Annotated in this window: 16 protein-coding genes; 6 read left to right on the forward strand and 10 right to left on the reverse strand. The window is 47.3% G+C overall.

Features of this window, described 5'->3' with window-relative positions:
- Positions 1–58 precede the first annotated feature (58 nt).
- The 3 genes from QUB08_RS02445 (at position 59) to QUB08_RS02455 (ending at position 1,263) form a co-directional block, all read left to right on the forward strand.
- Entirely contained in the window at positions 59–418 is a 360-nt protein-coding gene (locus QUB08_RS02445; RefSeq protein WP_333172864.1) for a hypothetical protein, read from the forward strand.
- Between the two features lie 74 nt (positions 419–492).
- The gene (locus QUB08_RS02450; protein WP_015176458.1) at positions 493–747 is read left to right on the forward strand and encodes a hypothetical protein; all 255 of its coding nucleotides are present in this window, start codon (positions 493–495) and stop codon (positions 745–747) included.
- Between the two features lie 372 nt (positions 748–1,119).
- Positions 1,120–1,263, forward strand: a complete 144-nt coding sequence (locus QUB08_RS02455; RefSeq protein ID WP_006632525.1) for a chlorophyll a/b-binding protein — start codon at positions 1,120–1,122, stop codon at positions 1,261–1,263.
- Positions 1,264–1,460: 197 nt separating this feature from the next.
- Here QUB08_RS02455 and QUB08_RS02460 read toward each other — a convergent pair whose 3' ends face one another.
- The 5 genes from QUB08_RS02460 to QUB08_RS02480 all read right to left on the reverse strand — a co-directional run bounded on the left by QUB08_RS02460 (position 1,461) and on the right by QUB08_RS02480 (position 8,534).
- Positions 1,461–1,583, reverse strand: coding sequence for a hypothetical protein (locus tag QUB08_RS02460; RefSeq protein ID WP_333223178.1), 123 nt, complete (start codon positions 1,581–1,583; stop codon positions 1,461–1,463).
- Positions 1,584–1,779: 196 nt separating this feature from the next.
- Positions 1,780–1,998 (reverse strand): hypothetical protein, encoded by a 219-nt coding sequence (locus tag QUB08_RS02465; protein WP_333223180.1) that lies wholly within the window; start codon positions 1,996–1,998, stop codon positions 1,780–1,782.
- A gap of 593 nt (positions 1,999–2,591) precedes the next feature.
- Positions 2,592–2,984, reverse strand: a complete 393-nt coding sequence (locus QUB08_RS02470) for a response regulator (protein WP_242715629.1) — start codon at positions 2,982–2,984, stop codon at positions 2,592–2,594.
- A gap of 359 nt (positions 2,985–3,343) precedes the next feature.
- Positions 3,344–5,911, reverse strand: coding sequence for a PAS domain S-box protein (locus QUB08_RS02475; protein WP_333223182.1), 2,568 nt, complete (start codon positions 5,909–5,911; stop codon positions 3,344–3,346).
- 376 nt (positions 5,912–6,287) lie between these two features.
- The gene (locus QUB08_RS02480; protein WP_333223184.1) at positions 6,288–8,534 is read right to left on the reverse strand and encodes a glycoside hydrolase; all 2,247 of its coding nucleotides are present in this window, start codon (positions 8,532–8,534) and stop codon (positions 6,288–6,290) included.
- A gap of 93 nt (positions 8,535–8,627) precedes the next feature.
- Between QUB08_RS02480 and QUB08_RS02485 the strand changes: the two genes are divergently transcribed.
- Complete coding sequence (locus tag QUB08_RS02485; protein WP_333223186.1) at positions 8,628–8,768, forward strand: hypothetical protein; 141 nt, start codon at positions 8,628–8,630, stop codon at positions 8,766–8,768.
- On the opposite strand, the gene QUB08_RS02490 is transcribed toward QUB08_RS02485, so the two are convergent.
- A complete protein-coding gene (locus tag QUB08_RS02490) occupies positions 8,769–9,005 on the reverse strand; it encodes a NifU family protein (RefSeq protein WP_333032298.1) in 237 nt (78 codons plus the stop codon).
- Between the two features lie 280 nt (positions 9,006–9,285).
- Complete coding sequence (locus QUB08_RS02495; protein ID WP_333155326.1) at positions 9,286–9,936, reverse strand: DUF3386 domain-containing protein; 651 nt, start codon at positions 9,934–9,936, stop codon at positions 9,286–9,288.
- Between the two features lie 320 nt (positions 9,937–10,256).
- Here QUB08_RS02495 and QUB08_RS02500 point away from each other — a divergent pair, with 320 nt between their 5' ends.
- Positions 10,257–11,795, forward strand: coding sequence for a PAS domain S-box protein (locus QUB08_RS02500; RefSeq protein WP_333223188.1), 1,539 nt, complete (start codon positions 10,257–10,259; stop codon positions 11,793–11,795).
- A 440-nt stretch (positions 11,796–12,235) separates the two neighbouring features.
- Here the strand turns inward: QUB08_RS02500 and QUB08_RS02505 are convergent, their stop codons facing one another.
- The 3 genes from QUB08_RS02505 to QUB08_RS02515 all read right to left on the reverse strand — a co-directional run bounded on the left by QUB08_RS02505 (position 12,236) and on the right by QUB08_RS02515 (position 16,521).
- Positions 12,236–13,045, reverse strand: coding sequence for a GAF domain-containing protein (locus tag QUB08_RS02505; protein ID WP_333223190.1), 810 nt, complete (start codon positions 13,043–13,045; stop codon positions 12,236–12,238).
- 785 nt (positions 13,046–13,830) lie between these two features.
- Complete coding sequence (locus QUB08_RS02510; RefSeq protein ID WP_333223192.1) at positions 13,831–15,729, reverse strand: ATP-binding protein; 1,899 nt, start codon at positions 15,727–15,729, stop codon at positions 13,831–13,833.
- A gap of 564 nt (positions 15,730–16,293) precedes the next feature.
- Positions 16,294–16,521, reverse strand: a complete 228-nt coding sequence (locus QUB08_RS02515; RefSeq protein WP_333051858.1) for a hypothetical protein — start codon at positions 16,519–16,521, stop codon at positions 16,294–16,296.
- 328 nt (positions 16,522–16,849) lie between these two features.
- Between QUB08_RS02515 and lepA the strand changes: the two genes are divergently transcribed.
- Positions 16,850–18,664: a translation elongation factor 4 gene (gene lepA / locus QUB08_RS02520; RefSeq protein ID WP_333223194.1), complete on the forward strand. Its 1,815-nt coding sequence runs from the start codon at positions 16,850–16,852 to the stop codon at positions 18,662–18,664.
- The last annotated feature ends 95 nt before the right edge of the window (positions 18,665–18,759 follow it).

Consider the following 18,759-nt stretch of genomic DNA (forward strand, 5'->3'; position numbering starts at 1 on the left):
GAAATATTACACCAAATGGGATGATACCATAATCCTAAAACAGTGTAATTTTTACCCTATGTTGCGAACTTGCAGAACGTCGCGACGCGACAAATGGTTTAGCTGGCTGAGTGAGTCAATGGAAGCTTGGGATTTTTGCCGTCGGTGGTTCCACGCCACACAAGAAGAAGAAAAAGCCAGAGGCTACAAAGCGCGTTGCAACCTGCTTCTGGTAAAGGTTTTAGGCGTTAATATTGATGCCGTCAAGCGGTGGGGGCCGAGTTTTGAAAAAATGCCAGACCACCACAAGCGTACCTTGTCATACGCTGACACGCTGCGAGAGATGATAGAGGTTGCTGGCAAAAATGAAGATTTTTTGGAGGAGGTACTAGAACGAATCAAAAACAAATCTAAGAAAATAGGGGAATATTTACACTAATTTGGTGGTATCAAGCGGGCTGGGTGTTGTATTTTTTGGATGTAGCACTCAACTAGCAAAAGCCTTTAATCACTGTGACACAGAGTTTTTTATCCAATTCCAGCAGCGACGCCATTCAACTTCCCGCGTCCCTGTTAACTCCCGACGCAGCAAATCCTGAGAAAGAACCCCTCAAACATCTGCTAATAGGTTCTCCCCAAGCTGTCAGGAGTACAATTTACCTACTCCACGCGCGCGGGTACGCTGAGGTTGGTGTCTGGAGTCCCCTGCTACCAACTGCTAAAAGTGGTGAGGTGATGAGTATTTTTGTGAAATACCTTCGCATCTAATAGATTCAGATTGCATGGTGCCCCGGAATGATGCTGTGTGCGAAACAATTAGGGTTTGCTCTTCCGGGGCACCCCAGGCGGAGTGTCACTAGATTTTTGCTATTTTATATTAACTAAAAATTATTTTTCTGACATCCTTCGACCCACGCGCCCTGACCTCAGAAACCCGGTTTGTACGAGATTTTGCGACGAGTCACGAAAAATACAAGAAGAAACCAGGTTTCTCGCCTCCGATGCGATCGCCCCTCGGACTGCGGGCCCATCCCGCTGAGATCCGGCATTTAAACAGTAAATGTAAAAATATGTTGCAAACTTTGTACTGCTGTGTTAAGTTTAGTTACATAAGGTTGAAATTAAACGAGGTTTCTGGTCATGGAAAACAAAGACGCAAAGTTGGGCTTCACTGAGTTTGCTGAAACCTGGAACGGCCGCTTGGCAATGTTGGGCTTCGTTATCGGCCTAGCTACCGAATTCCTCACCGGTCAAGGCATTCTCTCTCAAATCGGTTTGATGTAATCAGCTTAACTGCATACAATAGCTGAAATTCAGTCGGACGATCGACCCCATCACAAGTGCACTCATCCCCCCGCTAAGAAGTCCCCTTCACTTCACACGGAAGGGGATGAGTGCATTTTTTATCAAAAAATCCCACAGAGGACACAAACAAAAATCTTTTCAGTCTCAATATTTATCGCGAGACTAACTCCAGCAAACTAAGCAATTTCTACAGAATCAAAAATCCTCAATTTAGGAGTCAAAGTCGCCACCTTCACCAAACCGTCGCGTTTGTGATTCCGCACGCTGTTACGTAAAATCATCTCCGATAGATCGGGCATTTCCTGCCAGCAGTGCGAGCAGAACCAATAAACGCGATTGTGGCGAGCGTGGCGGAGCAATTTAGAGGAGCAACAAGGGCAACTATTCATGATATTTTAAACCTTTTTTGAAGATATGGAGCGATAACCCAATCATTAGAGAGATTCACGAAAGCCTGCACATCTCAATTCCAGGCACAAAAATAACAAATCTCTTTCACTCACAGCTTTGGGCGTCGCGCAAGTAGCACTTTTGGAGGCCCAACAGTAACACCACAATCAAAAGCTGAACGCTCCAAGGAGCCCAAGAGAAACCCCAAATAAAACAACCGAGCCCGGCCCAAGCCACAAGCACAAAAATATCTTGAGAGGTTTGCCAGTAAATCCAGACTGCTGCCAGAGAAACTATTAGTAGCAAAATGTAAGCTGAGGGCATAGTCGTCTTCTCCCAATGTGTCTGCCAACAGTCAGGAGCGATCCCTGACGTTCTGCTTAAACATAAAACTAAAACCTGAAGAACTTATGAAGACGAGTAAGTTGTCACAAAAAGTAAAATACTCCTGCCAGCTTATATTTGTCCGAGAAATCCACAGGAATATTCAGTTCATGGCTGAGGTCGAATCCGGTTAAATAGACGCACTAGCAATAGGGAATTAGGCATCGCTAATTGGTATCAATTTCACCCCAAGACCGACAGGGTTGAAACTGGGAGCATCTCATATTTGTAAAAACACTTCTTCTGGCTCCTTCCTTCTTCCTCTTTCCTCCTGCCTCGCAGCCTCGGGCCTCAAAACTCCAATTTCTAGCTTGGCTGCTTTCATTGAGATGCTCCCGTTGAAACTGATACCGGACGGCGGTTTTTAGTCTTAAGCTGACAGGACGAAAGGCACGGCGCCTAAGCCCCTACATATATCCTGTCCGATCGACCCGATTCGAGCTCAGCAACGCCACCAAAGAAAGCAAGTTTTTTTAACTCTCTTTGCCTGCAAAACTACTGCTTTAAAAGCTGCACAATTCCATGGGCGCGACCTATTCTTGCTCCCAGCCCAAAGCTTCAGCGACCTGAGCCGCCAAAAACATCGGTTCAAAAGGCTTAGCAATCACGCTCACCACCCCCAAATCGGCGAACATCCGCCTGTCCCCAGCCAGAGCCTTAGCTGTCAATAAAATTACCGGAATGTGCTGCGTAGCATTATTAGCTTGTAACTGTAAAAAAGTAGTAGGCCCGTCTTGGTCGGGCATCATCACGTCCAATAGAATAGCATCAGGCTGTTCGGCAAGAGCCTTAGCAACGCCCTCGCGGCCAGAACTCGCTGTCAGGACTTCCCACCCCCCCACCAGTTCAAGACTGACTTGAGCTACTTCCCGAATATCTTCCGCATCGTCAATAACCAGGATGCGCTTGGCAGTCAAAATTAACATTTTTTTATGAATGAGAACTGATCATAGATTAGAGGTGAAATGTGAATATTTTGTAAAGCAAATTATCTTACCCGATCGGACTTTACAGTAAAATTTCAAAACTGTATAGCAAATGTTGAAGGAAGAAGGAACAAGGAAGACCGAAGTTGCCATCGACAGCCAGGGTTTCAACTAAGAACTTCCTAACCGTCTGGCGCAGTTGCTGTAAAATATCCCACCCAAAAACAGCCGCTTTTCGACCTCAAATTGTGCTTTTTGCCCGCAGTCCCCAAACTGCAGAAAAGGCTGAGATTGTTTATCGATGACTTGATCGAACAATCTGCACAAAATCAGTAACTTTGGGTACACCTGCGTAGAAATTAACTTTCAGTTGCCAGCCCCTCCCTCAGAAGTGGCAGACTTAAGAAAAAAGTGCTGCCCTCCCCCAAAACGCTCTCCACCCACATCCGCCCCCCGTGCTGCTGCACGATACTGCGACAAATAGCCAGCCCCAAACCAGTACCTCCCTTCTGGCGAGAATCAGAAGCATCCACCTGTTGAAAGCGTTCAAAGACCATCTCCAGTTTGTCTGGCGGAATACCCCGCCCTTGGTCTTTCACAGCAATCACGATGTACCACGAGCTCGTCCCTGGCAAATGCGGATGGGCGGCGGCAGGCTCAGGAGACAACAAAGACGGAGACGACACCGACTTCAACCCAGCTTTTTCTGTCAAATCCCGATTGTGGGTCAACTCCCCGCTCAGCCACACCGTAGCGCCGGAGGGAGAAAATTTTATAGCATTACTGAGTAAATTTGTCAAGGCTTGAATTAGCCGATCGGGAACAGCTTGCAATTGCGCCTTCACAGGCTTCACTGACAGAGTAACTCCCGCCTGCTGAGCCATTCCCTGCATCTCGTCAGCCGCCTGTAACATCAGCTCAGCCACATTGCAAGTTTGTTTGATGGCAGTGCTGTAACTTGACTCCATCCGCTCTAAATCTAGGATGTCGTTGACCAAGCGCACCAAACGGTCAGTGTTAGTGACAGCAATCTCCAGCATCCGCTTAGCTTTCTGGGGGTAAGCGTCCAGCAGGCCGCTGTTGAGGAGGCCGAGGGCGCCGTGAATTGAGGTCATGGGTGTCCGCAGTTCGTGGCTGACAACAGAGATGAATTCATCTTTCATGCGCTCGACGGCAAGCCGCTCCGTGATATCCTTAAAAGTCACTACAGCTCCAATAATTTCGCCTTGTTCTCGCATCGGAGCGACAACGTACTCAACCGGAAAACTGCTGCCGTCTCGCCGCCAAAAAATCTCATCGGTGACGCGCCGCGCCTCTCCGTCTTCCAAGGTGGCTAAAATTTGAGAACTTACCCGGTTCGGCAGCCGTTTGCCCGCCTGCGGTGCGGCGCAGTGTGGGACAAGTTCAGAGCCTGAATTGATGTCTGTTGCAGGTGAGAGTTGCTCGATCGCCCTTGAGCATTCTTCCTGTGCACGGTGTAAGCTTTCATAGAGTGGTCGATCAATCAATTGCTTCGATTCGCACCCAGCCATTCTCACCGCCGCAGGATTGACAAAAGTTACTTTTCCCTGTTTGTTCAACCCGCAAATTCCTTCTCCTGCGGAGAACAAAATCATTTCTGTTTGGTGGCGGAGTTGTTCAAAGGCTTTTTCGACTCGCTTGCTGTCGCTGATGTCGCGAGAGATTGTCGAAACGCCCGTTACCGCTCCAGTAGCGTCTTTAATTGGAGAAATCGTCAGGGACACATCTATCTGTTGACCGTCTTTCCGCAAGTGCACGGTTTCGTAATGGTCGATGCTGGCTCCAGCCCTAATATTTTCGAGAATTTGGGGCATTTCCTTGGGGCGTTCGGGTATTGCTAAAATCTCTATCGACTGCCCCTTGATTTCCGCAGCACAGTAGCCGTAAATCTTCTCTGCTCCTGCGTTCCAGCTCTGAATTGTCCCGGCGAGGGTTTTGCCGACAATGCCGTCGTCGGAAGACTCGACAATCGACGCCAAGCGCACGAGTTCGTCTCTAGTTTGCTTGTGTTCGGTAATGTCGCGACCCAAAATCACTATACTTTTGCGTCTGCCGTCGGGGTGAAATACGGGTACTTTAATCACGTCGTAGATTTTCACAGTACCGTTTGAGCGGAGAATCACTTCTTCTCCCCTAGAAAGCTCACCTTTTTCCCACGCTTCTCTATCGCTCACCTCGCACGCCTGTAGCGCCTCGCGGTAAAAAATGCTGAGTTCTCCTAGCTGAGAATCTTTGAGACCACGGTAGTCTATCTTTTCTAGCTCGAACACTTCCAATATCGCTCGATTTGCCTCCAGCCACCTGCCCTCGCCATCTTTGAAGCAGACAATATCTGGCATGGCATTGATCAGCGAGTTGAGATAGGAGTTTTCTCGCAGTGCAGTTTCTACCTCCGCCCGCTTGGCGATTTCCCGTTGCAGGTTTTCGTTTGCCGTTTGCAACGAGTCCTTTAACAAACTTTCTGTAAAAGTCTGTTCTTTAATTACTTTTTGAAGTCTGTGGAGTTCTAGCGACAGCCACCTGCGGGCCAACAAATTCTCTACCCGCAAATGCAGTTCGACTGGTTCTGCGGGACTTACTATCAAATCGTCTATTCTGCGTTTGAGTTGTTTTGCCTGCTGCGAAAATGGCTGCTCAAAAAGAGCAGGCGTTTGGGATTTACTAACAAGCAAGAACGGTAAAAATATCGGCTCGGCGGCAGTTTTTAATGATTCTACCAGCGGCCCGATGCGATCAAAATTTGCCTCGTCGAGAATGCACAAGTCAAAAGCGATTTGGGGAAAGGGAAATTCGGAGTTGGGTTCTAAAGCGCGATCGAGTACGATCACCTCATGCTCGGTGTTGAGGTGGGCGATCGGCAAATTAAGTTGTTGGTGGCGATCGACCAAGAGTAAAATGCGGCTCATTAGTTTGTTAATTTCCCCATGACTAATGATATGATGTCCGGTAAATTAACCATTATATGTTTGGTAGTCAGGACTTAAGTCCTCTTTTTTATGAGGGATGAAGCCCTCACTACGAACAAATTTTATAGCCTTAGATCGACCGGACGCGATCCGAATGATGAAGGCATTAGCAGCCAGAGTAGAAGCCCCACTTCAAGAATAATTGATAATTATTTAATTGTTTGTTGGTTCAAAAAATGACTAATGACTAATGACTAATCACTGTTGACTAATTCAGTTGGCGAGGGCGGGTTTATATGTATTTGGGCTGGCAGTTCTATGAAAGCTGGTGAAACCCGCCCCTACAGACTAATGACGACTAATGACTAATGAATTTTTACGGCATTCCGATCGGAATCAAAGAATCGAACGGCATACAGCTAGAGTAACGACTCCCATCCGATAAAACCGCAATCAGCCTCACCTGCCAGTCGGGCATAATTTGCAAATCCGCCCAGGGTACTGCTACCTCCAAACATTTATCCACTCCCACTTGGGCGCGGCTAATGCGGGGCTGCCACTCATCGCCCTCTCCTGCTTCCTGAAACCAAATCGATTTCGTCAGCAAATTAATCTCTAACTGATGGTGGTATCGATAGTTTAGGGGTGCTTCGTCAGGCAAACCCGACAGCGGAATCAGACTGTTGTTCATCGTGCGATCGGGATAAAACCAGAACAAATTTAACTGTGGAGGGCAATCAATTCCCGGCCGCACCCCTGCCTTGAAATCGGCGCGAATGTAAAAATTCAAGTGGTCAACCCCGTACCAAAGCCGCTGAATTGCCGAACTCCGGTGCATCGTACCCCTTGCTCCCCCAACTTCAATCCGGCCGGCTTTGTCCCAATCCTGTTCGTTGCCAATACCGTCAATCACCGGGTGAATAAAGCTCAGCGGCAGGTGGTCGCCTTGAACAGAGTGCACCTCTACTTGCCGCCGCACTTCCGGGGGTACGGGCTCGCCGAGAGCTTCGTAAATTCCCGCTACGTGTTCGCGAAATAGCTGATCGAACATGGCATCTTGGTTCGACGTGTGGCCTTCGCCAAACCACCAGAACCAGTCGGAACCTTCGGCCGCATAAAGCGCTTCCCAAGCTTCTGGGTTGGTTTCTTCTGTCGCCTCTGGATGGTTGGCCAGCATTTGTCTCGCGGGCCCTAATATGTCCCAAGCGCGATTTTTCGCGGGATCGCCGATCCAAGTTGTCAGAGAACCGTCTACCCAGGAACCGGTGTGCAGTTGGGCTGCGGGAATTGTTTCGGTTGCTGGGAATTTGTCGAGAAATTCTGAGACTGTGACTAATTTGATATCGGGATTGTCGCTGAGAGTTTGATAGAGGGATTCTAAGAACGGTTTGCCGTCTTGGGGATAGAATTCCCAGCAATTTTCGCCGTCTAGGGCGATCGTCACTAACCAGGGATTTTCTAAAGCTGTTTGGCCGTCGGACTGTCGGTGTTTGAGAGTTCTGCCGATCGCTTCTAAGTGTCCCACTAAATCTGATGCTGCTTTTTCCGGTTCCATCGAACCGTAGGTAAACCCGATCAAGTCGGACAATCTGTGGTCTCTAAATACTATGGCTAAATCGCCGTCAGGAGTTTCTAAACGGTAAGGGCGATATAAGAATTCTGGTTCGTAGACATTCCCTGTCGCGTCGCGGTTGAAAAAGTGTTTAATTGTCCACCCCAATACTGCTTCGTCCGAGACGATCCATTTAAAGCCTTGTTTGGCAATGTAGGGCAAAATTTCTGGGCTGACTGCTTGTTCCGACGGCCACAAACCGCGCGGTTGGCACTCAAACCGGTCTTGATACATTTCCCAGGCTTTTCTCAGGTGTCGGGGAATATCTTCTTCCCACTGAAACCGGTGTTGTGGCAGCGTCATGTTTGGAATAGCTATGCGGCCGCCATTAGTGTCGGCAAGCAGCGGTAAAATCGGGTGTGTGTAGGGGGTTGTGGAAACTTCCAACTGTCCCTCCGCTTGCATTTTACGGTGCTGGGGAATGATGCGAGCGAGGATTTCTTTTTGTTTTGAGTAGATGTTTTTTCTATCTACCAAACTAAAATTTTCTCCTTGTTTAAGCCACCCTGCAATATCGGGGTCGTCCCAAAACAGCGGGTCAATCCAAGCTAAATTATGCCAAGCCAGCAAGTCGCTAAAATCCTGCAATTTCCAGTTTGCCAAACACCACTGAATGCCTTTTTCCTGCCGCTGAGTGTAGAGTTGAGCGTAGCGGGGGTGTGGCTGAATCAGGGTGTGATAATTGGCGTCAAAGAAGTGTTCTAAAATGAACTCTTGTTCTGGGATGGTTAAAATTTCTGCTGACTTTAATGTCACCGTCAAGTAAGGGTCTAATGCTCTGTCTGCGATGCAGTCTTCTATCTGCAAAATCAAGGAGGGAACCAAGTTTACGGTTTGATGCAGTTTGGGATATTTTGCCAGAAGGAGAACTAAATCCAAGTAGTCTTTGACTCCGTGCAAGCGCACCCAAGGCAGTCGGTACTGGGCTGTTCCTGCGCTAGCTGATACTCTGGATTTGTAGAGCGGTTGGTGTTGGTGCCAAATGAAGGCTACATAAAGGGGATGAGACATTGAATTTAGTAATTGGTAATTGGTAAGTGAATTTGGTAATTGGTAATTGGTAATTGGTAATTAAATTGGGTAATTGGTAATTGGCAATTAAATTTGGTAACAGTCAACTGTCAACTGTCAACTGTCAACTGTCAACTGCCAACTGCCAACAGTCAACTGTCAACAGTCAACCGTCAACAGTCAACAGTCAACAGTCAACAGTCAACCCTCAACCGTCAACTGCCAACTGACTAATTACATTACCTGTTCGACTTCGGCAATTTCTGGGATAGCCTCGCGCAGGCGACGTTCAATGCCCATTCTCAGAGTCATTGTGGAACTCGGGCAAGAGCCACAAGCTCCTTGTAGTCTCAGGTGTACCACTGGGCCCTCAATTTCTACGAGTTCGACGTTGCCACCGTCGGATATCAGGTAGGGGCGCATTTCATCGAGAACTGTTTCGACGTTATCTCTGGTTAGTGCTAGTGTCATATTTCGCCTCTGTGATGATTTCTTGCAGTTGATGAAAGTTCGATTTGACTCAAGGACAGCATTCTCAACCCGCGCGGGATTTAAGAAACCGGGTTTTTTGATAAAAGACTTAGGCACTCAGGTGAGCCCGCGCCAGGAAACCCGGTTTCTGTCACGCTGATGCTCGCTCCCAATTAGCTCTCTCGTTCGATCGTAGCGTTACTTGCCGCCAAATCAAGTTGATTCTGATACGTTATCCAAAAAAACCCGTTTTATTTAAGAAATCGGGTTTTTGATCGCGCTACACTACTGCTGGTTCTAGCAGTTTGACGTTGGAGTAGTTGAACTCGGTTGTTGTCAATTGACCTTTTTCTTTCGATCGAACTACTTGCTTTGTCATGACATAATAGTCGCCTATCTTCTCAAAGGTATCTTCAAATTCGAGTTCTTTGATAATTTCGTCTGTTTGGGGGTTGCGGAAAACGGCATCGTAGTGAGTAGCCAAAGAACCTTCGGGTGTCTCTAAGCTTTTGTGCGTGTCAATTACGAAAGCCATGCGGCCCATCACCCGGCTGACTTGACAAATTGAGAGACCTCGGATTTTATAATTCGATCCCATTGAGTCGCCTTGTACCAAGATGTCCACAGCGTCGGTGCTGTCCTTCTCGCCCAGGGTGAAGCTATTTTTGCCGTGAGATTTTTCAAATGTCGAGCGCTTGCGGTGGGTAACAATATCGCGCATTTGGGTGTAAACGCTTTGCTGCACTTCCTCGTCTTCAATGCCGGTGACTTCCACGCTCATGTCGGGTTTGATCCAAACATGACCCGTATATACTTCGTCGCCCTGTTTGAGTTCAATATCGGCACTGTAACCGGGAAAATTGGCATCCCAGGTATAGCGGTGTTCGTAAGCAGCGCGAAACAAATCGCGAGCGTTGGCTTGCTCTGTCATAAATCCCTCTTTCTCTTGACACCCATCTAGTTTAGCTTAACCGCGAGAAGCCCCACATTCACGGGATAGGGGAGTTACCCGCACTCCTGGCGAGCACTTTTTGGGGGTGCGGCTGGGCTGGCAATTAGGGCGCAACAAGAATTTACTTTCTCTATCGGTTGCTATGATTTGAAGAGAAAGTCCCAAAATGCCTGGTTATTGAGAGCGCGATGGGTCGATCGCCACACACCAGTCTTAGTTATGGGTTATGTTGAAAAAACTTGTGTCCGCTTTTTAGGGGTTGCACCCGCAGGCAACTATTAGATTCCCCCCTTAATAAAATGCTAGAAACTGTCTACAAACACTTAGAAACCTTGCAGGAACAAGCTAGGGAATTGCCACACTCGCAACAGGCAATTTTCACAAAGACTTTGGAAAATTTATCAAATTCTCTACAGGAAATGGCAGGCAGCCGCTTGTTTGAAAGCGCCACAAATAACGCGGCAAAGCTGGTTGAAATTGAAAAAAATAATCGCCTCTTGGAACGGACTGTAGCCCAGCAAGTAGGGCAAATCAGACAGCTACGGGAGCAGTTGGAAAAACAAATCAGCCAGCATCGCAGGGACAATCAAGCATTAACTAAAAGTGAAGCCAAACTGCAAGCTATGCTTCGTAATTCTCCCGATCTAATTAGCATTGTTGGCTCGGACGGGCGAGTTCGATACCACAGCGGATCCCTACAGCGGCTTTTGGGTTACAACCCAGAAGAAAGAATTGGCAAATTTCACGGCGAGTTAATCCATCCAGACGATTTGCTGGCTTGGCAGACGTATTTTGGTAAGTTGTTAGAATCTCCAGGAATTGGGGGGGCAATCGAATATCGGAAACGCCACGCTGACGGTTCTTGGATCTACATGGAGTCGGTAGGTAACAGTTTGCTTTACGATTCTAGTGTGCAGGGAATTATAATTTATTCGCGGGAAATAGGGGAACGCAAGCAAGCCGAAATCGCAGTCAGAGAGTCGGAACTGCACTACAGAGTTATGTCGCAAATTACTTCGGATTTTGCCTATTCTTTTAAGGGACTGCCCGACGGCAAGTTCGCCTGCGAGTGGGCGACAGAAGCTTTTGAGCGCTGCACTGGTTGCGTTCCTGAAGAATTAGAATCGTTTGGTTGGTGGAACTCGGAACTCGTTCATCCCGACGACAGGGAAATGTTAATTAAACAATTAGAAGGCTGTACTTTCAGCCGCACTGGAGCTAATGAGTATCGCATTATTAATCAAAAAGGCGAGGTGCGCTGGGTGCGGGACTACTGGCAAGTGGTGTGGGACAAAACTGCGGAACGGGTTGTCCGTTTGTGGGGCGCTTGTCAGGAAATTACCGATCGCAAGCAAGTAGAATTGAAACTGCAACTCGTTAACCAAGTTTTGCAAGCCCAGATAGCATCGGCGCCGCTGGCGATTAACTGTACCAGCAATGACGGCAATACCGTTGTTTGGAACCGCGCCGCCGAACAACTTTTTGGCTGGACTGCGGCTGAGGTTTTAGGGAAACCTTTACCGAATATTCCTGAAGGCCAAAAGCAAGATTTTTACGGGCTGCTAAAGTCTGCGTCTAATGGCAAACCGCAAAACGGTTTGGAAATATCTTTGTTGAAAAAAGACGGTAGTTCGATCGATGTTTGGCTGTTTGCCGCACGGGTGCGAGATGCGGGTGGCCAGACTGTCGGCAGTATCAACATATTTTCTAATCTTTCAGAACGCAAGCGCATAGAGGAAGAGCGCCAAAAACTAGCAGCGATGAAAGATATGGAGGAACCTTTTTGGGCGCGCTATGTCAGCCCTCCAAAAACTATGAAAAAGAAGGGCGGCGGGTAATTCTATCAAGCACAAGTTAAGAGCATTAAAAGTGCAAAAGTGTAATCTTATGCTTGCAATATCCTTTCCGGTCAAATAACCTATTTAATGGGAGTCGTTCGAGCGGACATAATATGATGAATACACCGAGCTACTACGGGTAGTAGTTGCTATAGCCTTTCTCAGTAACATGAGGTGGTCATAGGGCATAGGCCTCCGTGGGCATAGGCCTCCGTGGGCATAGGCCTCCGTGGGCATAGGCATAGGGATCGCTCCCATACTTCACCACGCTTGAGAACCGCTATATGTTGTACTGGGTAAAACTATAATTACCTAAAAATAATTGATGAACCAGCTATGGAATTTATTGAGGGAATCTATCGATAAAGTGTCAGCTTTTTCCTGGGTAAAAATTGTTGGCACGGTAAATATTAGACTTGTTAAATACGCCACTAGAAGGTTTACTGATGCCCAGATTTTTCCTGACTCCTGAAAGTGGCTAACTCTGCGTGAGTTTGGCAAGCTTCACTTAACTCAATGTAATCTAAGATATTGGAAACTACCTGAGAAAGGTGGATAGCCGAACGGTGAGCTTCTTCGATAAAATCTCTCTCCTCTATGGGATCGTCAGCTTGATCGTCTATGGTTAGTTGTAGATAGCCGATGATGTGATTTAGGGGAGTGCGGAGCTCGTGGGACGCCTTCAACAAAAATTGCTTTTTGAGCTGGGATAGTCCTTGTACTCGCTTGCTGCGTTCTTGGTAGAGGGTGGCAAGGGCGATCGCACTTCCTACTTGCTCGGCAAGTTCTTGTGCGAATTCGATCTGGCATTGAGTCCAAGGTTGATCGGTCTTACCCTTCCCGGACGATCGACCTTTGCACTGATGCAAGCTAATTATGCCGTTAGGTTGCTCTTGGTAAGCGGTAGCCACCACTAGCAGCGACTGCTGCCCAAAAGAGTCATTGGCTGCAAAGGACTCTACTACCACCGGTTCGAGGGTGGCTAGAGCTTGAAGGAAATGAGGTGCTGCTGTGAGCGAGATTTCCATTCCCAGCATCGGTAAAAATGGTTCTTGGCAGTATTCAGCAGCTACTTTAACTTGCAGGCTAGAACTTTCATAGGGAAAAAGGATACAGCGGCTGACGCCTAGTGTTTCTCCCAGACTGTTAACTGTTTGCTGCCAGATGGTATTGAGATCCAAGGTGCGACGAATATTTCTGCCAATTTGGAGTAAAAGCTTTTGCGATTGAGCTGATATTTGCTGATTCATAGCAACCCTTTTTCTACTAGACTGGCAAAAGTTTACCACTCCGGCAACAGGGCTGGGAGTTACTGAATTTGCCAGCCAGCCTCTGTCAGACTTATGGATTACGTAATTCTACTTAAATATTGCCACAGACCGTCAAACATTACTAAGTATTTGCGGTGTCTTTACAAGATCTTTATGATTTTCACATAGAAGAGAGAGCATCCTGTTTTCTTAAAAATCCTTGACAGTAGGGGATTGAAAAGCTGAATCAGTGCTAAAAGTAGGCATGAAGTTCTTGTAAAGTTGGCGGTTTATGCGGGTTTACTCGGAGGTGTGAGCTTCCAGCCGACAGATTAAAGATTAGCTGTTATCCGTATCCCCCGGATTTGATTTATGCCAATTCTGGGTGGGGATCAGAAGTAGCGTGGGTGATCAATATGATCCCAAAACTCCCAAAAAGGGAGCTTGGCGACGGATAAAAGTCAAAATTGATACGCTGGTGGGCGATCGAACTGTGTTTATAGGATAATTACCAATTATCGATGACTTTTATTCACGAAACGGAACTCACGAATACAGGAATATAGGAATTTTTAAGTGAGTAAGGTACAGTTGGGTAATTGGTAATTGGTAATATCAATTCCGGCTGCGCCGGAATGATATCAAATCCGCGCTTCATCGTGGGGCGTAAAGTGGAATTAAGCTGCCAACAAATAATTCGCGCAATTTTCATTTTTTTGACACAAAGTCAACAGTCAACAGTCAACAGTCAACAATGATAAGGAGTGCAACCGGAATCGATATGATTAATTTTTAAATAGTGGTTCTTGATAAAGCGGCACAGTAAAAGTAACCGTCGAGCCGAGTCCTTCCCCCATACTGTAAAAATTTACTGTACCCCCCATCGCTTCTACCAGTTTTTGAGAAATAGCCAATCCCAAACCGGTGCCGCCGTATTGTCTGGTACGATCGCCGTCCACCTGAAAAAACGACTCAAATAATTTATCTTGCTTGTCGAGAGAAACCCCAATGCCAGTATCAGCAACTCGAATTTTTACCATTCCGGGGAACTGCTGGTTGTGAACAGTCACCTTTTTCTTAATAACCTCGGCACTGATGCGAATTCCCCCTTCCCCGGTAAATTTAATTGCATTGCCCGTGAGGTTCAAGATTACTTGAAGCAGGCGTTGGTAGTTGCCATACAAAATAATCTCGTCCTCCACAGGGGGTTTTTGGATTTGAAATTGCAATCGCTTTTGCTCGACTTGAACCCGTGTAAAATCCTCAACTTGTTGCAACAGTTCACCGAGTTTGACGGGAGCGAGGTCTAACTCCATTTTGCCAGCTTCGATTTTAGCGACATCCAAAATATCGTTAATCACATTGAACAAATGTACTGCTGAGCGGTAAGCTTCTTCGATAAATTGGTGCGCTTCTTCGGGGTCATCTGCCATGCCGTCCATAAGCAGTTTTAGGAAGCCGAGGATGCCGTTGAGGGGGGTGCGGAGTTCATGAGAAGTATTAGCAAGAAATTGACTTTTAAGTTGGGAAAGAGCCACGGCTTCGGCGCGAGCCTGTTCTAATTCTTGGTAAAGTGTAGCGTGGGCGATCGCACTGCCGACTTGAGCGACTAACTCGCGGGCGAATTCGAGTTCGACTGGACTCCATTTCGGGGAACTGCCGCAGCGGTGCAAACATATCAGTGCATTGGGTTGGTCTTCATAGGAGGTAGCTGCTACGAGCACGGAATGGCGGTGGAAGGGATCGGCGGCGGGGGAGGCGTAATCGACTGCTACTGGTTTTAAGGTGGCTAAAGTTTGAATCCACCCCGGCTGTTCGGCTGCGCGCAGTTCTAATCCCAGCATAGAAGAGTAAGCTTCTTGGCGGTACTCAGCTACTACTTTAAAAGTTTTCGATTGGAGATTTTCGATTTGAGTTGGGGAAAGCGGGGGCGAGGGGTAGCTAGCTATTGACTGTTGTAATTCGGCTGCTGCTGCGGTCGAATATTGCTGATTTTCGGAGGCTAGGAAGGGGGATGTTTCGAGATTTTCGCTGTCTTTTTTGTAGGAACAGATGATGCAGCGACTCGCGTTTAAAACTTGACCCAAGCTGTTAACAGTTTGCTGCCAAATGGTGGCGAGATCGAGGGTTTTGTGCAGGTTTTGAGCGATTTGGGAGATGATTTTACGGTCGATTTCCGAGTAGGGAGGGAGCGATCGACCGGGGATACGGCTCGCTGGAAGCGACATTTGTTGACGGCCGTCCAAGGGGGATGGCAAAGCTCGATAGAGCATGAATTCTGGGGAGTCGGGCCGTCTGTCTGTGGGTTTGTCAGACAGCAGCCTTCCCATAACTAAGACTTTTGTAGCTTTGCCGTTTGAGTCGATCGCCGGAGTGAGTGTCAAATCGAAGAGAAAATATTGTCCGGCGTGGCAAAATGGATAGCTGAACCTTTGCGGTACGAGGGTTTCGATCGCCCGCCGCAGGATATCGAGATAAGGCGCTGGGGGGATGGGTTGCAGGGTTTCGCTGAGGGGGCGATCGACAATTTGTTCTGCTGTAAGGTTGTACTGCTCGGCTTTTTGCCAGTAAAAAGATAGATATCGACCAGAGGCGTCTTGGGTAAATACTAATTCTGCCCCTAACTCTTGAAAAAAAACTGTAGAGGCGAGGCTCGATCGCCGGAAATCTGTGTTAGAGTCCATCAGAGTAGGGGATGAAAGTAGTTCGGATTTTTGAGTATTGAGTTTTTAATAAAGAACTCAATACTCCCCCTTGTTTGGGGCTTCTACTGTTAATTTGTGAGTTATTAATCAATTAAAAAGTTGTTGGCTTTTTAATTAAAACATTAATCGCTCAAAACTCACAATTTGCAAAACTTTTAGGCTTCTACTATTGACTTTTGAGTGATTAATGAACTCATAAAATATTAATTCTTTAATTCTGAACTCAACTCAAAACTCAAAACTATTCGTTCTCAGCCGTTTTGGGTAATTTAAAGATAAAAATTAAGATTGAGAAATTAGGAATCTGCACCGATTAACTATCAAGTGTGAAAATTACGCCAAAATATGAGGCTGCGAACAACTCAAGTCGGGGAATGGCTCACGCATTTTTTCCCTCACCTAGAATAGTTCCGAGGTTGTGATTTAGCCGAGTTCACTCGCCCACCACCTGTAGCTTTAGCCACGAAATCTGCAGGAGATCGCCCGCGCGATCTAAATTTCACAGCCTGCAGATTTGCGCGCGCCGTCTGGGGCGAGAGCACCTCAGTCGTTCCATTCACCACGCGGCGGGACTGGGGGGTTGCGGCGTAAACTCAGAGCCAGCTCGTCTTCCCGGCGCTCGCCTCGGAGCCACTGCTTGATTGCTGTTTCAATGACTTTGCTGGGGTCATTCGTCAAGTGCTTAATTTGGTCTAGCAGTTCAGGATCGATATGGATGGACAGTTCGACTTTTTCTGACGAACTGTGGGAAGGTATTCTTGATTCGCTCATAGTTTAAAAATCCTAGTTTTAATTCTTAAGTTTCAATTCTTTTGATGACAACCGACTGGACTAGATATTGGCAGTCCCTGATTTGCACCCAACCTTTCCTCAACCGCTTAACCGCTTTCTGTACAATGAGAGAGAGAAAAGTTTTTTCCTTTTGGGTGTCCGGGCTCGATCGGACACTTGAAAGGCTAATAACTGATACTCTTGAGGTTTGCCTCAGTTGTGGTTTCATCTCAATCCCCAGTAAGAGGTTGAAGTAAGCACTCTACTCTTGCTTGTGTAATCATACAACAAAAAGTATCCTTTGCCGATTAGCTCTTCGATAAAAAACATGACTAACGTCCCTGTATCTCGCATTCGTAATTTTTCGATTATTGCTCACATCGACCACGGAAAATCGACCTTGGCCGATCGCCTGTTGCAGGCGACTGGGACTGTGCAGGCACGGGAGATGAAGGAGCAGTTTTTAGACAATATGGATCTCGAACGCGAACGCGGCATTACGATCAAGCTGCAAGCGGCTCGGATGAATTACACTGCCAAGGACGGTCAGGAGTACGTGCTCAACCTGATCGACACTCCCGGACACGTGGACTTTTCTTACGAGGTGTCGCGATCGCTCGCTGCTTGCGAAGGGGCGCTGCTGGTGGTAGACGCATCTCAAGGCGTGGAAGCACAAACCCTGGCAAATGTCTACCTTGCCTTGGGACACAATCTGGAAATTATTCCAGTTTTAAATAAAATTGACCTGCCGGGGGCAGAACCGGAACGGGTAAAAGGGGAAATTGAAGAAATTATCGGTCTGGACTGTAGCGGGGCGATTGAGGCTTCGGCTAAGGAAGGAATTGGTATAGATGAGATTTTGGAGTCGATCGTGGAATTGGTGCCGCCACCGCAGGATACTGTTGACAAACCGCTGCGGGCGCTAATTTTTGATAGTTATTACGACCCTTATCGCGGGGTAATTGTGTATTTCCGGGTGATGGACGGAAGTGTCAAAAAGGGCGATCGAGTTTTGTTGATGGTTTCGGGCAAGGAATATGTCATTGATGAATTGGGCATCCTTTCACCGACGCAAGTTCAAGTAGACGAACTGCACGCGGGGGAAGTTGGTTATCTGGGCGCGGCAATTAAAGCCGTAGCTGATGCTCGCGTTGGCGATACGATTACTTTGGTCAAAAAGCCTGCACCGGAGCCTTGGCCGGGTTATACAGAAGCAAAGCCGATGGTTTTTTGCGGCTTGTTCCCGATCGATGCTGACCAATTTCCCGATTTGCGGGAAGCTTTAGAAAAACTCGAACTCAACGATGCGGCGCTTTCTTACGAACCGGAAACTTCGAGTGCGATGGGATTTGGTTTCCGCTGCGGTTTCTTGGGTTTGCTGCACATGGAAATTGTGCAAGAAAGACTGGAGAGAGAATACAATTTGGATTTGATTGTTACGGCTCCTTCTGTGGTTTATCAAATTACAACTATTAAAGGAGAAGTCTTAACAATTGACAATCCCAGCCACTTGCCCGATCCTCAGTATCGGGAGAAAATTGAGGAACCTTATGTGCGGGTAGAAATGCTGTCGCCGGAAACTTATGTGGGCGCGCTGATGGAACTGTCTCAAAGTCGGCGGGGCATTTTTATGGATATGAAGTATCTGAGTCAAGGCCGAACTACGCTGGTTTACGAGTTGCCTTTGGCGGAGGTGGTGACGGACTTTTTTGACCAGATGAAATCGCGATCGCGCGGTTATGCGAGCATGGAGTATCACATAATTGGTTATCGCGAAAATCCGTTAGTGAAAATGGACATTTTAATTAATGGCGATCCGGTTGACGCTTTGGCGATGATCGTACACCGCGATAAAGCTTACAATGTGGGCCGCGGGTTGACGGAAAAACTCAAGGAGTTGATTCCTCGCCACCAATTTAAGGTTCCCATTCAAGCGACAATTGGCGCTAAGGTGATTGCTTCCGAGCACATTCCGGCTTTGCGGAAGGATGTGTTGGCGAAGTGTTACGGCGGTGATATTTCGCGGAAGAAGAAGTTGCTGCAAAAGCAGGCGAAGGGTAAGAAGCGGATGAAGTCTGTGGGTACTGTGGATGTGCCGCAGGAGGCTTTTATGGCTGTGCTGAAGCTCGATCGGGATTCGTAATATGTGTAGCCTTTTGTGAGGAACAGGCAAGATGCCTGTTCCACAAAGAGTCTGTTTTTTGTAGTTGTTTGCAGTCATCTAGAACAGGCAAGATG

Source organism: Microcoleus sp. BR0-C5 (assembly GCF_036705045.1).
GTDB lineage: Bacteria > Cyanobacteriota > Cyanobacteriia > Cyanobacteriales > Microcoleaceae > Microcoleus.